This window comes from Corynebacterium urealyticum DSM 7109 (genome assembly GCF_000069945.1).
Classification (GTDB): domain Bacteria; phylum Actinomycetota; class Actinomycetes; order Mycobacteriales; family Mycobacteriaceae; genus Corynebacterium; species Corynebacterium urealyticum.
Genome location: NC_010545.1, coordinates 1,799,875 through 1,825,845, shown reverse-complemented (window position 1 = coordinate 1,825,845; position 25,971 = coordinate 1,799,875). Strand labels below are relative to the sequence as shown.

Sequence of the window (25,971 nt, the reverse complement as noted above, 5' to 3'; positions counted from 1 at the left end):
GCAGAAACACTTGTATTCCGGGTCTGCTGCTTGAGCCGACCCGAAAAGCGTCAAAACTTCAGGCTAGCGCGAAGGGACGGAGACTGCGACCACTCGGTGCGGGTGCACCGTGAAGGTCTCGCCATCCGGCTCGGTCACTGCGGTGATCTGCGAGGCAGTGACCATCACCACCGAGATCCACGCGCTCACCGTAGAACCATCCGCCTCTGCGTAGCTCAGGCGCACCTGGTGGCCCGCGGCATAGGCCTGACGCAGCGCGGACAGCGCGGCGCGGGGCTCGGTCAGCGTGACTTCGTCGCCCTCGTGGGCCTCGCTCTCGACGCTCGCGGCCCGTCGGTAGCTTTCGATCTCGGCTGCGATGGCCTCCCGCAGCTGCGAGTCGGAATGCCGGCCTGACCTTCCTTGCAGGCGGTGCGGCACGGAGCTGCGGCCGCTGGCCGAGGCATCCTCCGGGGTGCTGCCCGAGAGCTCAAGGCCTCGCTCGGCATCCTCGATGAGGTACCGGATGGACTGCGGCACCGCCGGCAGCCCGCCCGGGGTCATGGTTGAGAGGAACTCTGAGACCTCCTCGCTGCGATGCCCGGTACGGAACGCGGACTGCAGGCTCGCCTTCGTGATCCGCCAGACCGAGGCGATGCCGGAGGATTCCTGCACTGCCATGGCTCGCAGCATCGCCGCGTCTGCCGAAGCCAGCAGGCCCGGGGCCATGACGGTGTGATCGCCCTGGATGATGAGGTACTTGACAGGGGAAGGCAGCAGCTCGTCCAGGCTTGCTGCCAGCGCGACGACGGGGTCGTCGTCATCGTTGTCATCCTCCGCCGCGCTGACGTCATCTGGGGCGTGGGCAGCCGCGGCTGCGGATCGGGCGGCACGAGCCTCAGCGGCCTCGCGGGCTAGCTTCAAAGCCGACAGCGCTGCCGTGGGTTCTCCCAACGCGGTGAGCCCCAGGTCCACCGACTCCGCGACGATCGCCTCCAGCCCCTCCGCGGTCGTGCCCCAGGCCTGGAAAGGCTGCACACGCCACAGCTGATCAGCGAGTTGCGCGGTGGTTGTCGTCGCGCCCGTTGGCGTCCTAAAAAGGAAGGGAAACAACTGGCGGAGGTGAGCCGCATTCGGGTCCAGCAACTCCTCCTGGAAGGCGCGGACATCCAGCGCCTCAGCATGCCAGGGGGCGTAGGGGCTAGCGTGCCAACCGAGCAGCAGCATCGCCCACTGGGTAGCTAGGGAGGCTTCAAGGAAGTCCATGGCTGGCTCGGTCGGAGCCCAGACTGGGCCGTCTCCGGCGGGTGGGTGTGCAAAACCAAGGTCCACCAGGCCTGCCTCGTAAGCCAGCGTGAGGCGGCGGGCCACCTCATCGGAGTCGGTGCCCCAGCGGCGAGCGATGCGGTTCATTTCACGGACCCCAATGCCGCCGGACATCAGCGGCTGAATGGGCTCGGACCCCAGTTCCTCCAGTAGTTCGGTTAAGTCCTGAATCGTCTGGATGACATTCGCGACCGCCGTGGCCGAGGCCTGACTATTCGGGTCGGTGGTCGAAGGCTCGGACGCCGAATCCTCGACAGCTGCCGGGTCATGGGGGCCGGCCTCGCCGGTCGAACGGTTGACAGGGCGCGCCGGGCGGAAGTCTCCGCCGGGTTCGGCGATCAGGGTGCCCCGTAGGTACTGGGCGACTCGGCCGCTTAACCGGGCGGTGTTCTCATCGATTTGGTCCAAGATCCCGGTGCGCACCAAGGTGGGCAGTGGCTGGTCGGGGTCTGCGCCCGGCCGCAGGGATTCGGAATGGCCCACCCCGCCCGCGTTGTTGAGGGTGCTGAGCAGGCGACGCTGGCGGTCGGGGAGGGCCTCCACCGTGTCGGGTAGCTCCGCCGTGGGGATGGGGCAGCGGTTGCAGTCAGCAAGCCGCCACAGTTCCCGGACCGAGGGGTGGAACATGGTAGTGAGGGGTCCGGGTAGTTTGAGTAGAAGTTCGTCCAGGTGCTCGGAATCGGACGGGTGCTCCGAGTCGAGGGATAGCGACCACCGGGGGCCGTAGATCAGGCCCCATGACGCGCAGGAGCGCATGGCTGCCAGCAGATCCGCCTGGCTGGGGCGGCGCTCGGCCGGCGTTCCAGCGATGTCCAGTAGTTCTGTGGCGGTCGCAATGATGTCGCTGGCGCTGATCCAGTCGTGAGTTGCGTCTAGTTCGAAGCCGGCGTGCAGTACCAGCAGCTCGATGGCGGAGAGGAAGCGAATGCTGGCGCTGTCGAGCAGCGTGTCGTCCAACGCGCCCGCCGCACCAGCCAGCGTGTCGGAACCTGCGTAATAGGACGCCCCGCGGGCGGTGGATCCAAGCTCGGAGAGGGGAGTGGGGGCGAGCAGGTCAATCGCCCCGCGGCTGTGGAGCCTGCCCAGGAGCCCGGCTAGCGACGCGTAATCCTGCCCCAGCAGCCATGCGGGATAGCTGAGGGGAGGGTTCGATGCATCGTCACGGGGAGAGTCGGGGGCAGTCATAGGCAAACCATTCTAATGGACTGGCCCCGCCTGCGTCCGTCGGCAGCGAAGCGCGGGCTTTCCCAAACGGGTGGACCGGTCAGCTGTTTTTCGCCTCCTATGGTGCGATTTTCGGTGTGATGTGAGAAACTCAAACTATGGCGAACGTTGAAAAGAAAAAAGGCTATGTAGACCCGGCGTGGCCGACTGATATTCCAGAGGGTCAGCACGCTGTCACCGAGCTGGTGGCGTTCTCGGCAGGCGCTCTTTCCCCTTACGGCGAGATCGAGTGGCCGGTGGACTCCTCCACTCTCCCGTACGTCCACCCAGACACGGTGATCAACCGCTAATAGCGTTTTCACGCCGTGGGGTTCAAGCTCCCCACGGCGGATTTCGCGTTTCTAACCGCCAGCGTTAAGCGATAGCTGCCACGGGCAGGAGCGGCTAGCAATTACAACAGCCCCGGTCGGCGAGTTTTCCTCGCTAGCCGGGGCTGTGTGCTGTTCGGACTGAAGCGTTGAGCTTAGAGGCCGAACTGGTTCAGGATCTGCTGTGCCTGAGCAACGCGGGCGTTGTGCGCGTTGAGGTGGTTGTTGAGGTTCACGCGGTGAGCCTTGTAGAACTCCTCGACCGGTGCCGGGACTGCCAGGCCTGCAGCCTCGAAGCGCTCGACGATCTGCTGGTAGACCTTATCGATCGCCAGGACGTCCTTCTGCTGGGCGAGCTGGGAAACAGCCTTCTTGGCCGTAGCCTGCGGTGCAGCCTTCTTCGCAGGCACGTCGCGCTGGGTCGGGGCAGAGTTCAGGCCCAGCTGTGCGGAGCAGGACGGCCATGCGCCCCAGCCCTGGCCTGCCAGGACCTTCTCGGCGACGGCGATCTGCTGCTCACGGCTTGCCTGGTATGCGTACGGTGCGTACTTCTGGCCACCGTATGCGTTCCAGGTGGACGGGGAGAACTGCAGGCCACCGTGGTAGCCGTTGCCGGTGTTGATCTGCCAGTTGCCGCCGGCCTCACACTGAGCCAGGCGGTCCCAGTCAGAGTCCGGTGCAGCGGAGGCTGCCGGTGCGAAAGCGGCGGCACCTGCGGAGAGTGCGGCACCTGCGACGGCGATGCGGCCGACGGTGGAGATGGAGTTGCGCTTCGAGTGGCGTCCCATTTTTTCTTGAGTTTCCCTTCCGGTGGCCGGTGCTGTGACCGGCCGAAAACCGTTCGTTTCGTGTTCTCTTGCTTCAATGGTGCGCCGTGCTGATGTGCGCGACGCTGTGAGCGTTCTGCTCTGTGCTGAGAACATACGCTAGCCGTTTATAACGAAATAGTCACGTTCTTCGGGAAGAAAACCCGCCGCGCGTTCGGTGGGAGGCCCTTATAAAAGGCATTTGACCTGGCCGTTAATGAAAAATAACGAATCGTAATTTTTTCCTGGATTGTGACGTGTTTCACCGATCGGGGCGGGGTTTCGGCGCATTGATGTGCCACGCAGTGGCCTGCGTCATGGATTGTGCACTCGCTGGGGCGGCCTGCTAATTTCAGCTTCTTCAGTAGCCCAGGGGTGCGCGCCGAAGCGGGTATCCTGGAGGCTTAACACTGGGCGGGATCGCACATTCACCGTGCGGACGTTGCTTGCGGCATCCGCCCCACGGCGCGTGAAGCCTCGCGGGAAAGACCGCACAGCGCGCCAAGGTAAGGAAGAGAAGAAAGGTGAGGCAACATGCCAGTCGGTAAAGTTCGTTGGTTCGACGCCGACAAGGGCTTCGGCTTTGTATCCAATCCTGGTGAGGAGGACGTCTACGTCGGCCGCCAGGTTCTGCCCGAGGGGGTCACGGAACTCGTCCCAGGTCAGCGCGTGGAATATGAGTTTGTGGCTGCCCGTCGCGGACCACAGGCGCTCAGCTTGACCATTCTGGACGCCGGTCCCCGCCGCGCCCAGCACCGCTTTAAGCCAGAGCAGCTGGCTGGCATGGTGCAGGACACCATCAACCTGTTGGACTCCGAGGTTGTTCCGGTCCTGCAGGCGGGGCACCGACCGGATCGCCGTGACTCTCGCCAGATCGTAGAGATTCTTCGCACTATCGCGCGCGAGCTCGATTCCTAACCCCCGTTAGCCCCTAATAACACCCTTGCGCCCCGGCAATGCCGGGGCGTTCCTTTTGCTCTGGCTGTTATTTTCCGGCCGGGGAGATGGCCCATACCGTGGCCACGGGGGTCTCCTCGCCGTCAGCGTCGCGACCGACGAGCAGGGAGTGGATTTCCACCACGGTGAGCTCGGGGTTGGATCCGTCGGACTTCTTCTTCTCCGACTTCAGCCGCACCGTGGTCTCGGTCGTCTCGTTGGCCTTGTGGTACTGCTCGTCGTTCGCGCCCGGGTCGTCGAAGATGCTGAGCATTGCCCAGTCGTGGTCGTAGACATCCTCCGGGATGCGGAGGGTGATCTCCTCCTGGCCCTTGAAGTCCAGCTCGAAGGGCTTTCCTGGCTCGCAATCGGGGTCGTCGATCTCGCAGGCCGAATACGGTGGGATTTCTACCTCTTCGTCCCCGACGACGGCGACGACGCGCTGGTTTTCCGGCAGGGTTCCCTCGCGGTTGTTCTGCCACCAGTTCACCGCTAGTACGGCGCCGACGATCACCACGACGAGCGCGAGAATGCTCAGCATGGTGATCAGCTGCTTGCGCTGCTCTGCTTTGCGGCGCTGCTTCGCGCTGGGGCGGGAGCGCTGCGGTGCGCCCTCCGCCGGGGTCGGCTTGCTTGCGTTGGCTCGCTTGAGGAACTGCTCGGTGTCCTCGGGACGCGGTTGAGAGTTAGAAGAGTTCACGGCTACTCATGCTAACTTGCGCCGACGCAAAGTCGCAGTGGCTGCCCCTGCCGGGCGCACCCCCGCAGCGTGCGATCGGAGAATACCTTGAGGAGGGGAGTGGCGGCCCGTAGCTCCTACGCGGGCTCGAAGGTGACCTCGTACATCGTGTCCCACAGCTTCCCGGTCAGGTAGAAGCGGTCGGTTCCCGGCACGTGGGCGATGCCGTTGAGGACGTCGACCCCGGCCTGCCGAGCGGTGGGCACCAGCCCCGTCATGTCCACGACCCCGGTGACCTCCCCGGTGGCGGGGTCGATGCGGTAGATCTCGTCGCTTTGCCACACATTGGCCCAGACCTCGTCACCCCGGCAGTCGAGCTCGTTGAGCATGGTGGTGGGCTCGCCGCCGCGCGTGACATCCACGCTGCCCGTGGCGGCGAAACTCTCCGGATCGCGGAAGGTCAGCGTGCCGGAGCCGTCACTCATCACCAGCTGCTCCCCGGTGGAGCAGATTCCCCAGCCCTCGCCCTCGTAGCGGACTTGGTCCAGTTCCTTTAGGGTGTCGGCGTCCCGCCGGAATGCGGTGTTTTCCTTCCAGGTCAGTTGCCAGACGGTGGCGTGGCCGTCCTTATCGACGTGGCGGGTGACCCCTTCGCCGAAGTAGCGGCGGTCGAGGTCGTGGCTATCGGACTGCTCACCGTCGATGGTGCTGTGGTAAATCCGGGATTCGCCGTTGCGGCCCGTCCCCACCAGGAGTTTTCCTTCGTCCACGACCTCCACGCCCTGGGTGAAGCTGGTGGCGTCCCACGGGTGCTCGGCGATCACGGTGGCCTTGAGCTGCTCTGGCTGGCGGGCATCTTCCGCTGCCGTGGCGGGCCCGGCGGCCTGGGTGGCCTCGTCGTCGGCGGAGCCGCAGCCGGTCAGCAGGCCAGCGGCGAGTACCGCACCGATCATCAGCCGGACAGGCCGGCGCGCAGAACGGGCAAAAGCTGCAATGGTCATGGCCTCCATTGTGCCCCAGGCGCTCGGCTGTGCCCCGCTCGGTGGCGTGCAGGGCATAATGGGGGAGATGACTAAGCACAAGAAACAGCGCGACCAGCTGCTCTTCAGCGCCGAGGCCCGTGAGATTGCCCGGGAGGTAATCACCGAGGCAGCCGAGGGGGAGGTGGGCGAGCACCTCGGGGTGAAGGTTCCGCCGCGCCAGGGGCAGGACTCCGGGCACGTGGCCATTCACCGCTTCGCGAGCCTCACCCCCGGATATAAGGACTGGGAATGGATCGCAGTGCTCGCCGCGGTGCCGGGCAGCCAGGAGATCACCGTCAACGAGGTCGCCCTCCAAGCAGGGGCGAAGGCCGAACTCGCGCCCGAGTGGGTTCCCTACGAAGATCGCGTGCGCCCGGGGGACCTGGGCCCCGGCGACACCCTCCCGCCACGGGAAGACGACGAGCGCCTGGCGTCCTGGGACGAGCTGGCGAAGGACCGGCGCGCTGAACTGGAGAACTTCCCCCGCAACCAGAAGGCACCACAGGCGCTGAGCGCGAAGGGACTGGCCGACACCCTGCAGCGGTGGCGGAAGGGCAACTTCGGCCCGAACTCCGAGTTCGCGGAGAAGGCGGCGATGAGCTGCAAGACCTGCGCTTTCTACCTGCCGATCAATAACCCCGATACCCAGTTCGGCATGTGCACTAATGAGTATTCCGCCGATGGGCGCGTAGTGCACGCGACCTACGGCTGCGGCGCGCATTCGGAGACGAAGGAGGAGTTCGACTCCACCGGTGGCCGCGAGTACGGCGCCTTCGACGACGGGATCTAAAGCCACCACGGTCGGCGCAGCGTCTGGCGCGGTTGTTGCCGCATCCCCGGCCACCCGTAGGTAGGGCTCCGCGCAAGTTCTGACCGCAGCCCCGCGACCAGCCCCGGCCACCCCCGAGCCAACGAGGCTGTTGGTTGCAGAATCTTGGGCCGAAGTGAGAATCTCTTAGGCGAAATAACACTGCGTCCGAAGGGATTGTGCACGTCCATGTCCACCTCCGCCGCCTCACCAGATTCGGCTCCATCGCAACAGCCCGCCCGTAGCGGGTTGGATCGCTTCTTCCACATCACGGAGCGTGGCTCCACCATCCCCGACGAGATTCGCGGTGGCGTGGTCACGTTTTTCGCGATGGCCTACATCATCATTCTGAACCCGCTGATCCTGGGAACGGGCGCGGACGTCAACGGCGACGTCCTCGGCACCTCCCGCGTCGCCGCGGTGACGGCCTTCGCTGCCGGCGTGATGACCATTGCTTTTGGTGTCATTGCCAAGTACCCGTTCGGTATCGCCGCCGGCCTGGGCATCAACACCCTGGTCGCGGTGACTTTCGTTGCTACCGAGGGGCTGACCTGGCCAGAGGCCATGGGCCTGGTGGTCATCGACGGCATCATCATCGTCCTCCTGGCCGTCACGGGCTTCCGCGAGGCGGTCTTCAACTCGATCCCGGCCAGCCTGAAGGCTGCGATCGGCGTGGGTATCGGCCTGTTCATCGCCATGATCGGCCTGGTGGACTCCGGCTTCGTCCGACGCGTCCCGGATGCCGCTGGCACCACTGTCCCGGTCGGCCTGGGCATCAACGGCTCGATCGCTACCTGGCCGACCCTCGTCTTCGTCCTCGGTTTGCTGATCTGTGGCGGGCTCGTGGTCCGCAAGGTCCGTGGTGGCCTGTTCATTGGCATCGTCATCAACACCATCATTGCGGTCGTCATCGAGGCACTCGCACCGTCGGGCGCGTCTTTCGAGAACGGTGAGCCGAACCCGAAGGGCTGGTCCCTGTCCGTGCCTACCCTGCCGGATTCTGTGGGCGGCCTGCCGGACCTCTCCCTGCTGGGTGCGGTCGACCTGCTTGGTGCTTTCTCCCGCGTGGGCGTGCTCGCAGCCTCCCTGCTGGTGTTCACCCTGGTGCTCGCGAACTTCTTCGACGCCATGGGCACCATGACCGCGCTCGGTAAGCAGGCCAATCTCATGGATGATGAGGACCGCCTGCCGAACCTGAAGACCGCCCTGGTCGTCGAGGGCGCGGGTGCGGTCGTCGGTGGCGCGGCATCTGCCTCCTCCAACACTGTCTTCGTGGACTCCGCCTCCGGTATCGCTGACGGTGCCCGCACCGGCCTGGCGAACGTCGTCACCGGCCTGCTGTTCCTCGCCGCGATGTTCCTCACCCCGCTGTACGAGATCGTCCCGATCGAGGCCGCGGCACCCGTTCTGGTGATCGTTGGTGCGATGATGATGTCGCAGGTCAAGGACATCAACTTCAGCGACTTCTCCATCGCACTGCCGGCGTTCCTGACGATCGTCGTCATGCCGTTTACCTACTCCATCGCCAACGGCATCGGCGTGGGCTTCGTGACCTACGTGGTGATGTCCGTGCTCGCGGGCCGCGCGAAGAAGGTCCACCCGCTGCTGTACGTCGTGGCTGCACTGTTCGTCGTGTACTTCGCTGTGGACCCGATCCTGGGGGCGATTAACTAGTGCATCTGGCCCCGATCGCCATCACCGACCCGGCAGACCCGCGGCTAGACGATTTCCGGGACCTCAATTCCTCGGATTCCCGGCCCGACCTGCCGGGCGGCAAGGGGCTGGTCATCGTGGAGGGCTCGCTGGTCGTGCCACGACTGTTGTCCTCGGGGTACCCGGTGCGGTCGGTGGTCGGTTTCGAGGGCAAGCTCTCCGTTCTTCAGGACGTCACCTGCTCGGCCGCCCAGCCGGCCGGCGGACCAGTGGTCTACCAGGTCTCCCGCGAGGTGCTGCGGGAGGTTGCGGGCTTCGACATGCACCGCGGACTCGTAGCCGCGGCGGACCGCATCCCGGAACGCACGGTTCCGGAGGTCCTGGCGGATATTCCCGCTGGGCCGAGCGTGATCGCCATCCTGGAGGGCGTGGGGGACCACGAGAATATTGGTGCGCTCTTCCGCAACGCCGCGGGCCTGGGGGTCGATGCGGTGCTTTTTGGTGCGGCAACGGCTGACCCGCTGTATCGTCGCGCGGTACGCGTGAGCATGGGGCACGTGTTGCGCGTGCCGTGGGCGCGTTTTTCGGGCAAGACGACGAACTGGCAGCACGGCCTGGACGCGGTCCGGGAGGCAGGCTTTCAGATCATCGCGATGACCCCGGACACGGAGCTGAGTTTGGCGGACGCGGTGCTCGCGGTGCGTCGCGAGCAGGGGGAGGGGGCGCGCATCGCGATCATGGTTGGTGCCGAAGGTCCGGGTTTGACGGAGCACGCGATGCGCGCGGCCGATATGCGGGCGAAAATTCCGATGATGCCGGGGACGGACTCGCTGAACGTGGCGACGGCCGCCGCCATCGGCTTCTACGCCAGCCGCTACTAGGGGGACGGCGGCGGTGACTGGGGCAGGCCGACGCGTGCGTTAGTTCCGCCCGCTATTGCGCGCCAGGCGCTGGGCCTCGTCGCGGAGCTTGCGGCCCATGTTCTTGATCCCGTAGCGGCCGCCCCAGGCCTGCTTGGCGCCGCGCACGGCGAGCCTACCGGTGGCGGCGGCGACGTCCTTCGCGAGCTCGGCTGCTGGCTTGACCTCAGTGTTCGATGTGCCACCCGGGGTGTAGTCGTCGTAGCTGGCGCCGTCGTCTGTGCCGGACAGTCCGGAGTCCTCGGCGGACTGCGAACGCGCTCCGCTAAGGCGGGCAGGATCGGTGGCCCGCGACTTCGTCTCTGGCCGACCGTCGGTAGCGAAGGCGCTGATGTGGATGCTGGGGCCCGAGCCGTCGGTGCGGAACCCCAGCCACTCCTCGGCGGCGGCCGCGGCGATCTCGTGGGGGATAAACGGCAGCTGGATGCCTGTGGCCTCGGCGTTGCCCTCCCAGAAGGGCATCTCGAAGGGCATCGGAAGGCCCACGTCCTCCAGGATGTTCTCCCGGGTGGCGCTGAACGCCCGTTTGAGGGTGCCGCCGGACCAGTGGGCGAATCCGCCCAGACCAGCGTAGGTCTGGGAGTCCTCGGATTCGCCGGCGTCCTCGGGCACGTAGGCCGTGGCATACACGTCCGCGGCAGCGACGAGGTTGCGGTAGCTCTCCGGGATCTCGGAGAGGCGCAGTAGGCCCGGCATGATCGTCTGCACGACCGAGACCTCGGGGAACGCGCCGATGTAGAACTCATGGACATCGGGTGAGGTGCTGCGCGTCATGTCGAAGTCCCCGATGTGCGTCAGCGGCCAGGCCGGGTTGACCTGGGCGAGGTACTTGCGCGCGAAGCCACGGTCGGGGGCGGGTTCGGCGTCCAACACGCTGCGGGGATCCGCCGCGTTAACGAACCACAAGGTGACCAGCGTGTGCGGCTGGGTGATGACGACACCCTGGTTGGGGTTCGCGGTCTCTTCGGCCATGGCTTAACCCTATCGACGGTGTGCTTTAGCGCTTCTTCTTCGGATTGGTGCGTACGCCCAGCAGGACGTCCTCCCAGTGCGGGGTAACGGCCTTGCGGCGGCGCTTCTTGCCCTGCTCCTCGGTCGGATGCAGGAGGAAATCCTCGCCCTGCTCGGCGCCCGATTCAGCGGCCTCGCCGCTGGCCGGTGCATTGCCTTGCTCCGGTGCACGCTGATCCTCGCGGCGCTCGGGGGTCGTGCCTCCCTGGGTGTTGGCGAACAGGTCGTGGGCGCCAGCGGCCGGGTGACCACCACCGCTCTCCGCATTGTCCACCGGGTGCAGCGGGGTCACGCTGCGCACCGGCTGGGAGAAACGAGGATCCACGAGGTCGCGTGCCACGGAATCCAGCGGGTGGACCAGGTTGTGACCACCGGTGGCGGAGGGCTCGAAGAGGAACTCAGCGGAGTGCGTGTTGGTCTGCCCCGCCGCGGCCTTCGCCCAGCTGACGGTCACGACCCACTGCCGGGACTGATCCTGGTGGGCATCCCACTGGGTGTCGGCGACGTTCTCCTCGCGCGCAGCGAAGGCAGTGGCCAGCGCCTCCCACAGCGTGTGCTCGGACGTTCCCTCGCTCGTGGCCGGGCGAGCCGAGCGGGCCAGCTCCGCAATGCGGGAGCGCTCCTGCAGGATGGGCCACGCATAAGGCTCGATGCGGGACTCGTCCGTGTCTGCTTCCTCGGCGAGCTCCGCGATGCTGGCGCCGTGGCGGACCCGATCCTGGATGATGCGGGGGCTCAGCGCGATGCGGGTGCGGTGCGGTCGCCCGCTGCCCGACTTGGTCCCGAAGCCCTTGCGGACGCGCTCCTCGTCTGCGGACTCCTGCTCGGTTTGGCGGGCGCGCTCGCGCTCGGCACGGGCCCGGGACTCGTTTTCCCGCAGCTCGGAGAATGCGGCGGCCAGACCGTCACCAGAGGTACCGGAACCGGCGTCGTCCTCCGAAGCATCCTTCGCTTCGGCGCCCGGGTCCTCGGTGTCTGCCGCCGGAACCCCGGCCGCGTCCGCAGCCTGCTCGGAGCCGTGCTCGGAGCCCGACTTGCTGCCCTCGGCCGCGCCCAGCAGCTCGCGGAGTTCGTCGGTGACCGCGAGGAAGAACTCTTCGGCAGGTTCAGCCCCCGCCGGTGCCTCGGCGGGTACGAAAACCAGCGACTGAGCATCGCTGTCAGTCGTTACCAGTTTCAGTTCCCTCATTGGGGCCTCCTCACGCCTAAAAATCACTCTTAACAACTTTAACGAAGATTGCCTGCCGGTGTGTCGCAGTCACAGTGCTTGTTGGGTAACGAATCCCAGGCAGGTACGTCGGCGCCGGCCGGGCCCGGGTGATTCTCGGGCGCGCGGCCGGCGCAGGGGAGGGGCTAGAAACCAGCCCCGCTGGATCAGTTACTTCGCGGCGTGGCCGTTATCGAGGATCCAGTCGATCGCGGCGGTCAGCTTCTTGACATCCTCCGGGTCGATGGCCGGGAACATGCCGATGCGCAGCTGGTTGCGGCCCAGCTTGCGGTACGGCTCGGTGTCCAGGATGCCGTTGGCGCGCAGGATCTTGGCGATCTGCGCGGCGTCGATGGACTCGTCGAAGTCGATGGTGCCCACGACCAGGGAGCGGGCGGATGCCGGGGTGACGAACGGGTTGGCGCCGTCGCGGCCCTCAGCCCAGGAGTACAGGTGGCTGGAGGACTCGGTGGTGCGCTTGACCATGCCGTCCAGGCCGCCGTTCTCATTCATCCACTGCACCTGGTTGTCGAGCATCACCAGGGTGCCGACGGCCGGGGTGTTGTAGGTCTGGTTCTTACGGGAGTTATCGACGGCGGTCTTCAGGTCCAGGAAGGCCGGGATGTAGCGGTCGGTTGCGGCGATCTCCTCGACGCGCTCGATCGCGGCAGGGGAGAAGGCGGCGAGCCACAGGCCACCGTCGGAGGCGAAGCACTTCTGCGGGGAGAAGTAGTAGGCATCCGTCTGGGCGATGTCCACCGGAAGACCACCAGCGCCGGAGGTGGCGTCGATCAGGACGAGCGCGTCGCCAGCCGGGCGGGTGACGTCCACCATCGCGCCGGTGGAGGTCTCGTTGTGGGCCCATGCGACGACGTCGGCGTCCGCGTTATCCAGCTGGGACGGGGACGGTGCGGTGCCTGGCTCCGCCTCGACGATCTCCGGGGCGTCGAGCCATGGCGCCTTCTTGGAGACGGTGGCGAACTTGCCGGAGAACTCGCCGTAAGTGAGGTGGGCGGACTTGTTGCGGATCAGGCCGAAGCTGGCGGCGTCCCAGAATGCGGTTGCGCCACCGAGGGAGAGGACGATCTCGTGGCCCTCAGGGAGGCTGAACAGTTCGCTCAGGCCCTCGCGGACGCTGCCGACGACGTCCTTGACCCCAGCCTGGCGGTGGGAGGTGCCCATGATGGCTGCGCTATCGGAGATGGCCTGCAGCTGAGCTGGGCGAACCTTGGACGGGCCGCAGCCGAAGCGGCCGTCGCCGGGGATGAGTTCCTGGGGCAGAGTTGGCAGTTCGTTGTTTGGGGTTGCCATAGATTCGGACCTTCCTTGCTGTCCTAACTGTCCTCACTGCGTGGCCGCGTGAGGCGGTGGGCTTTGTGGTTCAGTTCTCATTTTAGCGGGCGGCGTTCTGGGCGCTGCCACCCGCTGGGGGTAGTGGCGACGCACCCCAAGAATGTCGCGTAGCTCACATATGACGTAGAATGTTGGGGTATCCCCACGGCGCTGTGGAACGGCAGCGGCAGGGAACTTCACTAGAGCCGCCTGGCGGCTCGGTGCCCGCTAATGCGGGCGCAGCACGCAAAGTTTCAAGGTGTACGCCGCGAGACGAGCCACAAGCGCTATACACTGTTAGCTACGGACGTACTCCGCGTGTGGAGATATCGCACGTGAACTTTTAGAAAGGGATGGCAATTGGCTACCGATAATCAGGACAAGGCCGTTCTCCACTACCCAGGTGGAGAGTACGAAATGGACATCGTCAGGGCGACCGAGGGTAACGACGGTGTCGCGCTTGGCAAGATGCTGGCCGAAACCGGTCTGACCACCCTGGACCCTGGCTACGTGAACACGGGCTCCACCAAGTCCGAGATCACCTACATCGACGGCGCAAACGGCATTCTGCGTTACCGCGGTTACGACATCGCTGACCTGGCTAACAACGCCACCTTCAACGAGGTCTCCTATCTGCTGATCAACGGTGAGCTGCCGAACGAGGATGAGCTCAAGGAGTTCTCCGAGCGTATCCGCCGCCACACCCTCCTGGACGAGGACTTCAAGGCCGCATTCCGCGTCTTCCCGCGCGATGCTCACCCGATGAGCGTGCTGGCTTCCTCCGTGAACATTCTGTCCACCTACTACCAGGACGACCTGGATCCGCGTGACCCGGAGAAGCAGCAGCTGAACACCTACCGTCTGATGGCGAAGGTCCCGATGCTGGCTGCCTACGCTTACCGCGCTTCCCAGGGTAAGCCGTACATGTACCCGGACAACTCCCTGAACGCTCGCGAGAACTTCCTGCGCAGCATGTTCGGCTACCCGACCGAGCCTTACGAGGTTGACCCGGTCGTCGTCGACGCGCTCGACAAGCTGCTGATCCTGCACGCTGACCACGAGCAGAACTGCTCCACCTCCACGGTCCGCATGGTCGGTTCCTCCGACGCCAACATGTTCGCCTCCGTCGCCGGTGGCATCAACGCGCTGTCCGGCCCGCTGCACGGTGGCGCCAACCAGGCCGTTCTGGAGATGCTTGAGGACATTCACGCTAATGGCGACAACGCCGACGAGTTCATGACCAAGGTCAAGAACAAGGAAGACGGCGTGAAGCTGATGGGCTTCGGCCACCGCGTCTACAAGAACTACGACCCGCGCGCAGCGATCGTGAAGGAGTCCGCTCACCAGATCCTGGACCACCTGGGTGGTGACCACCTCCTGGACCTGGCTATGAAGCTCGAGGACATCGCGCTGAACGATGACTACTTCATCGAGCGCAAGCTGTACCCGAACGTGGACTTCTACACCGGCCTGATCTACCGCGCGATGGGCTTCCCGACCGACTTCTTCACGGTCCTGTTCGCCATCGGCCGTCTGCCAGGCTGGATCGCTCACTACCTGGAGCAGGTCAACGATCCGACCGCGCGCATCAACCGCCCGCGTCAGATCTACGCCGGCCAGAGCGAGCGCAAGCTCAACCGCTAAGTGTGGTTCACCGAGCCGCGTGAGAACGTGGCTCGCGCAAGCTATGCCGGCTACGTACAGTCGGTGTTGTGACACCCCGCCTCCTGCATAGGGCAGGGGCGGGGTGCTTTTTCGAGAAGAAAATTTGCCGGCCGGTGCAGGCTGGCGTGAGGAGAGTGGCAAAGAATGTCGAAGCCGCAGATTGACGCTGGTTCTGGTCCGGCGCCTGAAGAGCTCGTGATCGAAGACCTGGTGGTCGGCGACGGTGCTGAAGCTGTGCCTGGCGGCATGGTTGAGGTGCACTACGTGGGCGTGGACTTCGAGACCGGCCAGGAGTTCGATTCCTCCTGGGACCGCGGCGAGTCGATCCAGTTCCCGCTCTCGGGCCTGATTGCTGGCTGGCAGGAGGGCATTCCGGGCATGAAGACGGGTGGTCGCCGGAAGCTGACGATCCCGCCGGCGTTGGCTTACGGCCCGGCTGGTACTCCGCACCCCCTTGCGGGCCGCACGTTGGTCTTCGTCATCGATTTGATCGATGCGAAGTAACTGGCACAGCGTTATCGATTTGATCGATGCGAAGTAGCTGGCACAGCGTTATCGATTTGATCGATGCGAACTAGCTGGTGCCGCGTCAATTTTCTGGGTGGCGCAGGCTAGCTAGAGCGCATACAACCCCCGCCCGGGCCCTTGAGGCCCGGGCGGGGGTTGTGCTGTGTAGGGAGCACCGTGGGCCTCGTCGGTGGTGGTCGGGGGTGACGTGAACCTGGGGTTTGAGCCTCGCCATTAATAGCCAAGGCTAGGCATTGTATGGTTAGGCTAGCCTTGCTATTCTTGCGGAGGTTGTTGAGCGTTGCGTTGTCAGCGTGGCCTTCCGCCGGGTTTTACCCCGACTCTTTGGGCCGTTTATACCGCGACGTTTCTCTATAGCCGAAGCGCCATAAATTTCTCACACCTTTAAGGCCCGAAATGTTCCTGAAGAAGACCCTGAGCCGCCGAGCGGCTATCAAGACCACTGCAGCCCTGGCTGCATCCGCCCTCGTTCTGACCGGCTGCGCGCGAGGGGAGGAGCAAGCCTCAGGGGGAGAGGGTGCAGGCAATGAACGAATCGCGGCAGTTGGTCTTGGGGACGCGGATACCCTGCTGGCCCTCGGTATCCAGCCGGTCTTGGTCGCACCGTGGGGTGCAGAGGGCGATGTGGATGCCTCGGGTGTTGGCCCATGGGCAACTGACAAGCTTGGTGACGATAAGCCAGACACTGTCTATGGCACCGGTAGCGGATTCACCGCCGAAGTCCTGGAAAAGATCTCGGCTGCTGACCCTGACAAGATCATCGCTGTGAACAACGCCGTGGATGAGCAGGCGAAGAAGGCTCTCAACGACATCGCCCCAACCACCGTCAAGCCAGAGGGAACGACGGACTGGCAGATCCCGTGGCGAGACCAGGTGACCCAGATCGCGCAGGCTGTGGATAAGAAGGAGGAGGGAGACAAGCTCGTCGAGGAGACGCAGAAGGCTTTCGACGACTTCCAAAAGCAGCACCCTGAGCTCAAGGGCAAGCGTGCGGCTATCGTCATGCCCTACGACGGCAAGATTGGCCTGTACACCTCCGGCGATGGTCGAGGACAGTTCATCGAGAACTTGGGCTTCGACATTCCGAAGGAGCTTGAAGGCGACGGCGGTGAATTCTACCGCGACATCGCTCCCGAGAACTACAACGAGCTCAACAACGTGGATTACCTCTTTGTTCTCGATTACCAGGGGGCGGCGGAGACTCTGAAGAAGGACCCAACCTTCAGCAAGCTCGAGGTGGTCCGCGAGGGCAAGGTGCGCTGGATGGAGGAAAACGTCGGTAACGCGATGAGCATGCCCAACCCCCTGACCATCCCGTGGGCCGTCGAGAAGTTCTCCGACGCGGTCTAACTGCAGAGTTCTGTGATCAAAGCGTTCTCACCGCTCGTCTCTCCCGCACAGCAGCCCCCTGGCGGTGCGGGGGCTAGGCGTACCCTCTCTGTCCTTGCGGTGACGCTAGGCGCACTGGTTTTTCTGGTGCTTTTGATGATTGCCTCCCTGTACCTAGGGGCCCGCAGCCTGTCTGCGGGGGAGGTGACCAGCATCCTCCTGAACGGGCCGCACGAGGCTACGCAGTCTGGCGCTAATGCGGAACGGGCAGGAATTATTTGGGACCTGCGCGTGCCGCGCACTCTCCTGGCCGTGTTCGCTGGAGCAGCCCTCGCTATGGCGGGAGCGATCGCGCAGAGCTGGACACGAAACCCCTTGGCGGATCCGGGCATCATTGGAGTTAACGCTGGCGCGGGGTTCGCGGTCGCCGTCTCGCTCACTGTGGGGTGGGCGACGACCGTCGGGCACCGGGCAGTGGCAGGGCTTATCGGTGCGGCCATTGCCGCCCTGGTCGTCCTGCTGATCTCCCGAGTCTCACGCGACCCACTGACCTTGGTGCTAGTAGGCGTCGGCGTCACCTTCACCCTGCAAGCAGCGACGAACATGTTGAGCCTCTACTCTTCCGACACGCTGGAAGGCCTGCGCCGCTGGACCGTCGGCTCCACCGCAGGTCGCGGTATGGATGACGTGCTGATGGCGGCTGTCGGCCTCGCCCTCGGGGCGCTGTGCGCGGCGTTAGCGGCGCGCCCACTGGATCTTCTGGCCATGGGGGAGGATGCGGCTCGTTCTCTGGGTGGTTCGCCCGCCCGGGCACGTCTGCTCGCCGCCGCTGCGGTGGTTATTCTTGCCGGTTCGGCGACCGCCACCGTGGGGCTTGTTACTTTTGTGGGCTTTGCCGTACCGCATTTGCTGCGGCCTGTCACCGGCCCTGGGCTTACGCGCTTGCTGGTGCCCACCGCGGTGGTTGGCGGTGCTGCCACGCTGTTGGCAGACGTCATTGGCCGTTTCATTCTGCAGCCGAATGAACTCGAGATGTCGATTGTTCTGGCTATCGGCTGTGCGCCCATTATGGTCGCGGCGGTTCGTCGTCGGCGAGGCATTTCGGGCTCGAAAGACGCGGAGGTGGCAGTGTGAGCGGGATGACGGCATTGCACGCAGTCAAGCGCGCTCGCACCAGGCGTATCTTCCTGGCGACATTAGGCTTCGCCGCCACCACGGTGCTCGGTTATTTCCTCATTCTTGGGCAGGGGGCTGTGAAACTTAGCCCGGCTGAGGTGCTTGATGTTCTCACCGGTGGCGGTACGCGCCAGGCGATCAACGTCGTGTGGGATCTGCGCCTTCCCGTCGCCATTGCCACCGTCGTGGTTGGCGCGGCCCTGGGGCTCGCTGGATCATGGACTCAAGCCATGGCCCGCAATCCGCTAGCCAGCCCCGATATCCTCGGCGTTTCCGGGGGCGCAGCAGTGCTTGTCGTTGCGGGCACAGTGCTTGCCCGACCGGCATGGAGCGAGGGTATCCCGACGTTTTGGTGGCGTGCGGGTCTCGCCCTCATCGGCTCCCTGGTGATTGTCGCGTTGCTTATGCTGCTCGGTGGCTTTGGTACCTCTCAGCGCGTGGTGCTCATTGGCCTGGCGCTTTCTTTTCTGACGCAGGCCTTGGTGCAGTATCTTTTGCTCAAAGCAGAGCTGACCCGTGCTGCCGATGCTCAAACGTGGCTCGCTGGTTCCACCGGCTTCGTCCGTACCGAAGCGTTGTTGCCCATGGTGTTGGGCATGCTGCCTTTTGTGGTCTTGGGTCTCGTCGTCGCGGTCGATCTTCCACTTTTTGCTCATGACGACGCCACTGCGTCCACCCTTGGCGTGAATGTCACCAGGGTGCGCTCTATTTTGCTGATTGCAGCGACGGGCATTGTTGCGGTCGTGGTGTCCTTTGTCGGCCCGATCGGATTCATCGCTTTGTTGGCTCCTCAGTTGGCCAAGTTGGTGGCCGGCACTCCCACGCCACATCCGTTGTGTTCCACTGTGGCAGGGTCCGCGCTCATGGCCGTGTGCGCGGTGGTGGCAGGTGCGCTGCCTTTTACTGCTCCTGTGGGGTTGGTGACCGCGATTATCGGCGGACCTGCGCTGATTTGGCTGGTGTGGTCGGCCGCGCGTGGCGGAACTGTGAAAGGAATGATCCAATGAGTATCCGAGTCGAGCACGTGACAGCAGGCTATAGCGATGCCCAGAGCATCGTGAAGGATGTCTCTTTCGAGGCACACCCGGGGCAGGTCACAACACTGCTGGGGCCCAATGGCTGTGGCAAGTCCACCTTGCTCAAGGCGCTTTCTCGGCTTCTCGTGCCCAGTCAGGGGCGGGTGCTCGTCGCGGATAAGGACGTCCACAGTCTGGGCGCTCGCGAAGCAGCTCGGCTGATTGCGCTCTTGCCACAACATCCGATCTGCCCGCCGGGGCTGACGGTCGGGGAGCTGGTGGAGCGCGGGAGGCATCCTTACCGGCGCGCACTGTGGGGTGGGAGCGAATCGCCTTCCGAAGATCGGAAGAAGGTGCGGGAGGCATTGGAGAAAACAGCGACCGATCACCTTGCAGCTCGTGATGTTGCGGCGCTATCTGGTGGGCAGCGGCAGAGAGTCTGGATGGCCATGGTGCTGGCGCAGGACACGCCAGTGGTGTTGTTGGATGAGCCCACAACGTACCTTGATCCTGCGCATGCGATGGAGATCCTGGGGATCGTGCGTGAGCTCGCTCGGGAGGGCAAGACGGTCGTGACGGTACTGCACGACCTCAGTCTGGCGGGCGCCTTTAGTGACACCATGATCGTGATGAAGGAAGGCCAGAAGATCGCGCAGGGCACGCCGCGGGAGGCGTTAACGGAGGACGTGCTCCACGAGGCCTATGGGCTGCGCGCGGAGGTGTGGGAGGATCCCCGTGGCACAGCACCGATCATCGTGCCGCGAGGTGTCGTCGGCAACCCCACCCAGGCCTCCTAGCGACACACCGCTGAGGGCAGGGGATCGTGCCCGAGGCTAGAACGCACACAACCCCGCCAGGTTCTCGTGGAACCAAAGCCGGGGTTGTGCTGTGAGTGGCTGAATCAGAGGTAGCTGAGGGCTATTTCAGCGCGCCGATCCAGCTCATCTTCTTGCCGTTGTGCAGGATCGCATTGCGGTAGATTCGCGCCACCAGTGCCAGCACCGCGATGACCACGACGACGCAGAGCCCATAGGCTGCGAGCACTGCTGGCAAGCTCATGTGCCCGGCCACGTACTGCAGCGGGGCGACGGCCAGGCTGAACGGCGGAAGCCAGCCGAGCACCTGCATGATGGTGCTGTCGAGCGCGCTGAAACCGAACGCGGGGGCATAGACCATGCCGAAGACGAACAGCAGGATCGGCATCTGCGTGGATTGGAGGTCTTCGGTGCGGCTCACCATCGAGCCCGCGGCGGCGTAGAGACTGCCGAAGAAGAGCATGCCCAAGATGAAGGACACCAGGATCATCGGCAGCACCGACATGTCGAACTCGAAGCCATCGGCCAGCCCGGAGATGGACAGAGCCGCCACGCTGGCGAGGACGATCGCGGCTGTGGCTACCAGGCCCACGATGGTGTTCCCGATGAGCTTGCCCGCCAGGAAGTCTAATGGTCGCACGCTCGCCAGGATGATCTCCACGACGCGGGAGGACTTCTCCTCGGTGATGCGCCCGCCGATATTTCCGGCGAAGAGCATGATGAAGAAGGTCATCAGCATCATCCCCAGCATGACGGTGACGATGGCGCCCATCTGCTCTTCGACAGGATCCTCGCTGATATCCGTGGTTGTCACGTCCGCAGCACCCATCGCCTCGCCGAATTCCTGCGGGTTGATGCCGAGTTTGTCCAGGGCCTCATTCTGAGTCAGCGTGCCCGTCACTGCCGCGACAGTTGCCTGGACGCTGCTCTTAGGCTGACCGTCGCTGAGCAGCTCATAGCCCTCGTCGGTCTTGATCAGGGCTGCGTCGATGTCCTCCTTCACCGCGGCCTCTGCGGCATCGCGGCTGGTGGCATCGGCGACGGAGAGTTTTTCGACGTTGTCTCCCAGACTGTCTTGCACCTGCCTGAACTGCTCGGCAGATATGCCAACAACCGCCAGTGCTGGGGCGCTGTCCTCCCGGTTGTTGAAGTAGCTGGCTACTCCGATACCTCCGATCGCGAGGATGAGCGTGATGATCAGGGAGAAGATGATTCCCTTGTTCCGCACCGCGACGGCGATCTCGCGGGCGGCGACGGTACGGATCGTGTTTGAACTGGTGTAACTCATGCTGCGCCTCCCTCACGGGTCGTGCTTTCTTCCGCGGCCTGCTGCTTCGCCCCCTGGATGACCTCCTGGAACAGGTCGGTCAGGTCGGGGATGCGGCGCTGGAAGTGGTGCACCGGACCGGCCGCGAGCGCGTCACGCAACAGCTCCTGGTCACGGTCCTGGCGGTCGACCTGCAGCAGGACGGCGCCGTCGTCCTCGCCGACGAAGGTGGCGAAATCCGGGTACCAGTCGCGCGCCGGGGTGCCGATCTCGAAGATGACCGGGCCACGCTCACGCAGTTCCTGGACACCACCCTCGGCCTGCATCTGGCCGGCGGTGATGATGCCCACGCGGTCGCAGAGCCGCTGGACTAGGTCCAGCTGGTGGGAGCTGAAGAGTACGGGCACGCCGCGCTGGGCGCGCTCGACGAGCATATCGGACATGACCTGCACCGCGACCGGATCCAGCCCGGAGAAGGGCTCGTCCAGGATGAGGACGTCCGGGTCGTGGATGAGGGAGGCCGCCAGTTGGACGCGCTGCTGGTTGCCCAGGGAGAGCTCCTCCAGCTTGTCCTGGGCGCGTTCCCCAAGGTCCAGGCGCTCGAGCAGATCCTGCGCGGCATTGGCGGCGGCGGACTTATCCATGCCGTGGAGGCGGCCGAAGAAGCTCAGCTGGTCTGCGATCTTCTCCTTGTTATAGAGCCCGCGCTCCTCTGGCATGTAGCCGATCCGGCGGCGCAGGTCGTCGTTCATGGGGGTGCTACCCAGGCGGACCTCGCCCGAGTCAGCTGCCAGGACCCCCAGAGCGATGCGCATAGTCGTGGACTTGCCGGCGCCATTAGAACCGACGAAGCCGTAGATCTCGCCCGGTTGGACGGAAAAGCTCATGTCCTTCAGTACATGGTGGTCACCGTAGAATTTGTTTAATTTCTCGATGTGGAGGGCTGTCCCTGTCATCCGTTCCTTTGCTTGAAGTCGGTGGCGTTCGGTGCTTTCGGGGTGCAGAAACGGGCGAATGTAGGCGACGTTTCTGTGCGCTAAGGATTTTACCGATCGGACTGGAGCCACAGCGGGGTGTGGTGGAAAAAGGTAAACAGGGAGGCATGCCAACTATTACTCAGAATCTGGACAATAATTCCATCATCCCGCTGCTGACCATGAACGACGGTCGGCAGATCCCGCAGCTCGGTTTCGGTACCTTCCAGTTGTCCGGCGAGACCTGCTACAACGCCGTGCGAGCCGCGATCACCGCGGGCTATCGCCACATCGATACGGCCGCGGTTTACGGCAACGAGGAGGAGGTCGGTCGCGCCATCCAAGACGCCATCGATGTCGGCGAGGTGACTCGCGAGCAGCTCTTCGTTACCACGAAGCTGTGGAATGATAGCCACGACCGTGTCGCCGGTGCCCTGGACGCCTCCCTGGAGCGCCTCGGCCTGGACTACGTGGATCTTTACCTGATCCACTGGCCAGTGGAGAAGATCGGCATGTACGCCACCGCCTACCGGGACATGGTGACCCTGCGGGATCAGGGGAAGACCGCCAGCGTCGGCGTGTGTAATAGCTACCCAGAGGTCCTGGACAAGATGATCGAGGCCAGCGGAGATATCCCGGCTGTGAACCAGATCGAGGTCCACCCCGGCTTCAACCAGGATGAGCTGCGTGCAGAGAACACCAAGCGCGGCATCCTAACCGAGTCCTGGTCCCCGCTGAAGCAGGGACAGAACCTGAATACCCCGGCCTTCCAGGCCATCGCGGACGCCCACGGGGTGAGTGTCGCGCAGGTCATCATCCGCTGGCACATCCAGCGCGGGGACGTGGTGATCCCGCGCAGCTCTAAGCCGGAGCGCATCCGCAGCAACGCGGACGTGTTCGGCTTCCAGCTCACCGAGGAACAGATGCAGCGCATCACCGTGATCGAGGAGGGCGAGGCGGGCCGCCGCGGTCCGAACCCGCATACCTTCTACCAGGGCACCTCGCTGCAGAAACAGTAGTTCTCCCGCGATCGACGGAAAACCGCCCGGCCGGTGGGCGTGGGCGGTTAGGTTGAGGGTGTGAACAAGAATGATTCCGGCGCGGGTCAGGCCACGGTCCGTGTCGGCTTTTCCGAGGAGCAAGGACCGTACGGCGAGCGCCAGGTCGGGGTGATTACCCTCGACCGGCCCGAGAAGCGCAATGCCTTGCGCACGGCGGAGTGCCTCGCCATCGCGGACGGTGTGCGCGAGCTGGTGGATGCGGGCGCGCGAGCGATCCTTCTCACGGGCACCGGCCCAGTCTTGTGTGCCGGCGCCGATCTCGGGGGCGGGGTGTACGAAGATGGCTTCGAAAGAGCCGTCGAGGCCATGTTGCACGCAGTATTGGCGGCGCCAGTGCCGATCATCGCGGATGTTTTCGGGCCTGCGATCGGGGCTGGATGCCAGCTCATCCTCGCCTGTGACCTGCGGGTTTTCCAGGATCAGGGGGAGTGCTGGGTTCCCGTGGCGCGCCACGGCTTCGCCCTCGATGAGTGGACGCACAGCCGCGCCGTGGAGCTCATGGGAGGGGCATGGGCCCGCAATGTTTTTCTCGGTGGGGCGCACCTCAGTGCCGAGCAGGCCCGCGCGGCGGGCTTTGCTATCGACCCGCGCGGTGCGACCGCGGAGCAGTTCGCCGCCAAGATCGCGGCCCAGGCACCCCTATCGATGGAGCATTCCAAGGCGACGCTGAACTCGCTGGGCGACGACGGGGTCACGCGGGAGAAGACCCGGGTCCGCCTGCAGGAGCTTTTCTCCACTACCTGGGCCAGTGAGGACGCGGCCGAGGCGCGGGCGGCCCGGCGCGAGGGGCGGGCGCCGAAGTTTCACGGCCGCTAATCCGCAGCGAGATCTAGGGCACGCGCGCGATGACCTCGGTATTCGGGATGAAGAATGCCGCGCCACCGGTGGCGGCCCATTGGGACCAACCGTCGGTGATCTGGACCAGGGCTTCGCGGGTGATCGTTCCGAGTTGGTCGGTAACAAGTTCGCCGTCATCCGTCACCGCGGTATCGGGGAAGTCCTCGCCAAGCGCGGCGGCGGTCGTGCGGACGGAGTGGGGCGACATGCTGCGACGCGTCCACTTCTCGGCCAGGGCATCGCGCTCGGCCTCGCTGGCGTAGGCGGTCAGGCTGCCGCTCACGCTGAGGTCGCTAAGCCCCGCGGAGTAGAAGGTATGCGGCAGTTGGCGGCCCATGGCGGGGTTGCCGTCGTGGGTTGCAAGACCGACGGAGAAGGTCGCGCGCCAGCGGGATAGCCCCGGGTTGGGCGGGAACCACGTCATCGCGCCGAAGTCGGCGTCCCGCACGGCGATGATTCCGCCGGGCGTCGTGACGCGCCGGAATTCCTGGAGCACGAGCTGCGGGTCGGGGACGTGGTGCAGGACCTGGTGGCAGAAGACGACGTCGAAGGTGTCGTCTGCGAAGGGGAGCTGGTGGATGTCCGCTTGCTGAAACGCAACGTCCAGCTGTTTACTGGAAGCGAGTTCAGTGGCGGCGGCGATTGCCTCGGCGGACTGGTCGATCCCGGTGACCTGTGCGGGCGTACCGCCGAGGTGGGCGATGTGTTCGGCGAGGTTCGTCGTGAGGTCCCCTTGCCCGCAGCCAGCGTCGAGTAGGTGTGTGCTCGCGCTCAGATGGGGGATCAGGAACTCGGGCACGTCGAGTGGTGCGGGGAAAGCGTGTGGGTCCGGCGCGGTCTGCGCCGGAGGGGCGGGATTCTGGGCTTCGGGATTCATGGCTTCATGCTAGGTGAGCGGGCCGCGCCATCACATTTAGGTGACATGTCACGTACGTTTGGGTTAAGGTTAGGGCATGCAATTCGGAATCTTCACCATCGGCGATGTCACCCCCAACCCGGTCACGGGGGACGTGCCCAGCGAGCACGAGCGCATCAAGAACACCGTCGAGATCGCGAAGAAGGCAGAGGCCGAGGGGCTGGACGTCTTCGCTACTGGCCAGCATCACAACCCGCCGTTCATCGCGCCCGCGAACCCACCCATCCTGCTCGCGCACCTCGCCGCGCAGACCGAGACCCTCCAGCTCTCTACCGCGACCACGCTGATTACCACCACCGACCCGGTGCGGATCGCGGAGGATTACGCCTACGTCCAGCACCTCGCGGAGGGTCGTGTGGACCTCATGCTCGGCCGCGGCAACACCGGCCCCGTCTATCCCTGGTTCGGTAAGGACATCCGCAAGTCGATCCCCCTGTCCGTGGAGAATTACCACCTGCTGCGTCGCCTGTGGCGCGAGGAGGACCTGACGTGGAAGGGCGAATTCCGCACCCCACTGCAACAGTTCACGTCCACCCCACGGCCCCTGGACGACGTCCCGCCCTTCGTGTGGCACGGTTCCATCCGCTCCCCGGAGATCGCCGAGCAGGCCGCGTACTACGGGGACGGGTTCTTCCATAACCACATCTTCTGGAACATCGAGCACACCCAGCAGCTGGTGCGCCTGTACCGGCAGCGCTTCGAACATTACGGGCACGGTGCGGCCGACCAGGCGATCGTGGGGCTGGGTGGGCAGATCTTTGCTGCCGATACCGAGAAGGAAGCAAAGGCGACCTTCCGGCCGTACTTCGATAACGCCCCGGTCTACGGGCACGGCCCGTCGCTGGAGGAATTCGAGCGCATCACCCCGCTGACGGTCGGCACCCCGGAGCAGATCATCGAGCGTTACCTGGGCTACGCTGACGCGGTAGGCGACTATCAGCGCCAGCTCTTCCTGATCGACCACGCCGGTCTACCGCAGGAGATGGTGCTCGAGCAGATCGAGATCCTCGGTCGGGAGATCGTGCCGGTCCTGCGGGAGGAGTTTGAACGCCGCCGCCCGGCGCACGTGCCCTCCGATCCGCCGACCCACGCCACACTGGTGGCGGAGGGGCCGGACTCCCCGCACCGGCAGGTGCAGCCCGCGCAGGTTCAGTAGCTCGGCAGTGGTAGTGGCCG

At 64.8% G+C, this 25,971-nt stretch carries 24 protein-coding genes; 14 read left to right on the top strand and 10 right to left on the bottom strand.

From position 1 onward, the window contains the following. Nucleotides 1-63: 63 nt before the first annotated feature. Nucleotides 64-2,490, bottom strand: coding sequence for a helicase-associated domain-containing protein (locus tag CU_RS07880; protein ID WP_012360805.1), 2,427 nt, complete (start codon nt 2,488-2,490; stop codon nt 64-66). A gap of 137 nt (nt 2,491-2,627) precedes the next feature. Between CU_RS07880 and CU_RS07875 the strand changes: the two genes are divergently transcribed. Next, nucleotides 2,628-2,819, top strand: a complete 192-nt coding sequence (locus CU_RS07875; protein WP_012360804.1) for a hypothetical protein — start codon at nt 2,628-2,630, stop codon at nt 2,817-2,819. A 173-nt stretch (nt 2,820-2,992) separates the two neighbouring features. Here the strand turns inward: CU_RS07875 and CU_RS07870 are convergent, their stop codons facing one another. Beyond that, nucleotides 2,993-3,625: a resuscitation-promoting factor Rpf1 domain-containing protein gene (locus CU_RS07870; RefSeq protein ID WP_041628511.1), complete on the bottom strand. Its 633-nt coding sequence runs from the start codon at nt 3,623-3,625 to the stop codon at nt 2,993-2,995. A gap of 552 nt (nt 3,626-4,177) precedes the next feature. Here CU_RS07870 and CU_RS07865 point away from each other — a divergent pair. Continuing rightward, a complete protein-coding gene (locus CU_RS07865) occupies nt 4,178-4,561 on the top strand; it encodes a cold-shock protein (protein ID WP_012360802.1) in 384 nt (127 codons plus the stop codon). Between the two features lie 67 nt (nt 4,562-4,628). Here CU_RS07865 and CU_RS07860 read toward each other — a convergent pair whose 3' ends face one another. Further along, entirely contained in the window at nt 4,629-5,279 is a 651-nt protein-coding gene (locus CU_RS07860; RefSeq protein ID WP_012360801.1) for a DUF2771 domain-containing protein, read from the bottom strand. A gap of 116 nt (nt 5,280-5,395) precedes the next feature. Next, on the bottom strand, nt 5,396-6,268 hold the full coding sequence (locus CU_RS07855) for a glutaminyl-peptide cyclotransferase (RefSeq protein WP_012360799.1): 873 nt from the start codon (nt 6,266-6,268) through the stop codon (nt 5,396-5,398). Between CU_RS07855 and CU_RS07850 the strand changes: the two genes are divergently transcribed. The 3 genes from CU_RS07850 to CU_RS07840 all read left to right on the top strand — a co-directional run bounded on the left by CU_RS07850 (nt 6,252) and on the right by CU_RS07840 (nt 9,622). Beyond that, on the top strand, nt 6,252-7,070 hold the full coding sequence (locus CU_RS07850; protein WP_012360800.1) for a DUF3027 domain-containing protein: 819 nt from the start codon (nt 6,252-6,254) through the stop codon (nt 7,068-7,070). The genes CU_RS07855 and CU_RS07850 overlap by 17 nt on opposite strands. A 207-nt stretch (nt 7,071-7,277) precedes the next feature. Continuing rightward, nucleotides 7,278-8,762 (top strand): NCS2 family permease, encoded by a 1,485-nt coding sequence (locus CU_RS07845; protein ID WP_012360798.1) that lies wholly within the window; start codon nt 7,278-7,280, stop codon nt 8,760-8,762. Continuing rightward, nucleotides 8,762-9,622 (top strand): TrmH family RNA methyltransferase, encoded by an 861-nt coding sequence (locus CU_RS07840; RefSeq protein ID WP_012360797.1) that lies wholly within the window; start codon nt 8,762-8,764, stop codon nt 9,620-9,622. The genes CU_RS07845 and CU_RS07840 overlap by 1 nt, the downstream gene beginning before the upstream one ends. Nucleotides 9,623-9,661: 39 nt before the next feature. Here the strand turns inward: CU_RS07840 and CU_RS07835 are convergent, their stop codons facing one another. From CU_RS07835 to serC, 3 genes are all read right to left on the bottom strand, one after another. Beyond that, on the bottom strand, nt 9,662-10,633 hold the full coding sequence (locus CU_RS07835) for a DUF6928 family protein (protein ID WP_012360796.1): 972 nt from the start codon (nt 10,631-10,633) through the stop codon (nt 9,662-9,664). A 25-nt stretch (nt 10,634-10,658) separates the two neighbouring features. Continuing rightward, nucleotides 10,659-11,861, bottom strand: a complete 1,203-nt coding sequence (gene sepH / locus CU_RS07830) for a septation protein SepH (RefSeq protein ID WP_012360795.1) — start codon at nt 11,859-11,861, stop codon at nt 10,659-10,661. 189 nt (nt 11,862-12,050) lie between these two features. Next, nucleotides 12,051-13,190: a phosphoserine transaminase gene (gene serC / locus CU_RS07825; RefSeq protein WP_012360794.1), complete on the bottom strand. Its 1,140-nt coding sequence runs from the start codon at nt 13,188-13,190 to the stop codon at nt 12,051-12,053. A 381-nt stretch (nt 13,191-13,571) separates the two neighbouring features. On the opposite strand from serC, the gene CU_RS07820 reads away from it, so the two are divergent. From CU_RS07820 to CU_RS07795, 6 genes are all read left to right on the top strand, one after another. Beyond that, on the top strand, nt 13,572-14,855 hold the full coding sequence (locus tag CU_RS07820; protein WP_012360793.1) for a citrate synthase: 1,284 nt from the start codon (nt 13,572-13,574) through the stop codon (nt 14,853-14,855). 165 nt (nt 14,856-15,020) lie between these two features. Then, on the top strand, nt 15,021-15,380 hold the full coding sequence (locus CU_RS07815) for an FKBP-type peptidyl-prolyl cis-trans isomerase (protein ID WP_012360792.1): 360 nt from the start codon (nt 15,021-15,023) through the stop codon (nt 15,378-15,380). Between the two features lie 420 nt (nt 15,381-15,800). Further along, nucleotides 15,801-16,754, top strand: a complete 954-nt coding sequence (locus CU_RS07810; protein WP_012360791.1) for an iron-siderophore ABC transporter substrate-binding protein — start codon at nt 15,801-15,803, stop codon at nt 16,752-16,754. A 135-nt stretch (nt 16,755-16,889) separates the two neighbouring features. Then, complete coding sequence (locus tag CU_RS07805; protein WP_231837639.1) at nt 16,890-17,867, top strand: FecCD family ABC transporter permease; 978 nt, start codon at nt 16,890-16,892, stop codon at nt 17,865-17,867. 5 nt (nt 17,868-17,872) lie between these two features. Next, nucleotides 17,873-18,916 (top strand): FecCD family ABC transporter permease, encoded by a 1,044-nt coding sequence (locus CU_RS07800; RefSeq protein ID WP_012360789.1) that lies wholly within the window; start codon nt 17,873-17,875, stop codon nt 18,914-18,916. Further along, nucleotides 18,913-19,722 (top strand): ABC transporter ATP-binding protein, encoded by an 810-nt coding sequence (locus tag CU_RS07795; protein ID WP_012360788.1) that lies wholly within the window; start codon nt 18,913-18,915, stop codon nt 19,720-19,722. The genes CU_RS07800 and CU_RS07795 overlap by 4 nt, the downstream gene beginning before the upstream one ends. 121 nt (nt 19,723-19,843) lie before the next feature. Here CU_RS07795 and CU_RS07790 read toward each other — a convergent pair whose 3' ends face one another. Both CU_RS07790 and CU_RS07785 read right to left on the bottom strand, forming a co-directional pair. Then, nucleotides 19,844-21,028, bottom strand: a complete 1,185-nt coding sequence (locus CU_RS07790; protein ID WP_012360787.1) for an ABC transporter permease — start codon at nt 21,026-21,028, stop codon at nt 19,844-19,846. Next, nucleotides 21,025-21,963, bottom strand: a complete 939-nt coding sequence (locus CU_RS07785; protein ID WP_012360786.1) for an ABC transporter ATP-binding protein — start codon at nt 21,961-21,963, stop codon at nt 21,025-21,027. Before CU_RS07785 ends, CU_RS07790 begins: the two co-directional genes overlap by 4 nt. 146 nt (nt 21,964-22,109) lie before the next feature. On the opposite strand from CU_RS07785, the gene CU_RS07780 reads away from it, so the two are divergent. Together CU_RS07780 and CU_RS07775 are read left to right on the top strand one after the other, a co-directional pair. Next, entirely contained in the window at nt 22,110-23,000 is an 891-nt protein-coding gene (locus tag CU_RS07780; protein WP_012360785.1) for an aldo/keto reductase, read from the top strand. 60 nt (nt 23,001-23,060) lie between these two features. Further along, complete coding sequence (locus CU_RS07775; RefSeq protein WP_012360784.1) at nt 23,061-23,858, top strand: enoyl-CoA hydratase; 798 nt, start codon at nt 23,061-23,063, stop codon at nt 23,856-23,858. 13 nt (nt 23,859-23,871) lie between these two features. Here CU_RS07775 and CU_RS07770 read toward each other — a convergent pair whose 3' ends face one another. Next, nucleotides 23,872-24,756, bottom strand: a complete 885-nt coding sequence (locus CU_RS07770; RefSeq protein ID WP_012360783.1) for a class I SAM-dependent methyltransferase — start codon at nt 24,754-24,756, stop codon at nt 23,872-23,874. A gap of 76 nt (nt 24,757-24,832) precedes the next feature. Here CU_RS07770 and CU_RS07765 point away from each other — a divergent pair, with 76 nt between their 5' ends. Further along, on the top strand, nt 24,833-25,951 hold the full coding sequence (locus CU_RS07765) for a CE1758 family FMN-dependent luciferase-like monooxygenase (RefSeq protein ID WP_012360782.1): 1,119 nt from the start codon (nt 24,833-24,835) through the stop codon (nt 25,949-25,951). Nucleotides 25,952-25,971 lie beyond the last annotated feature (20 nt).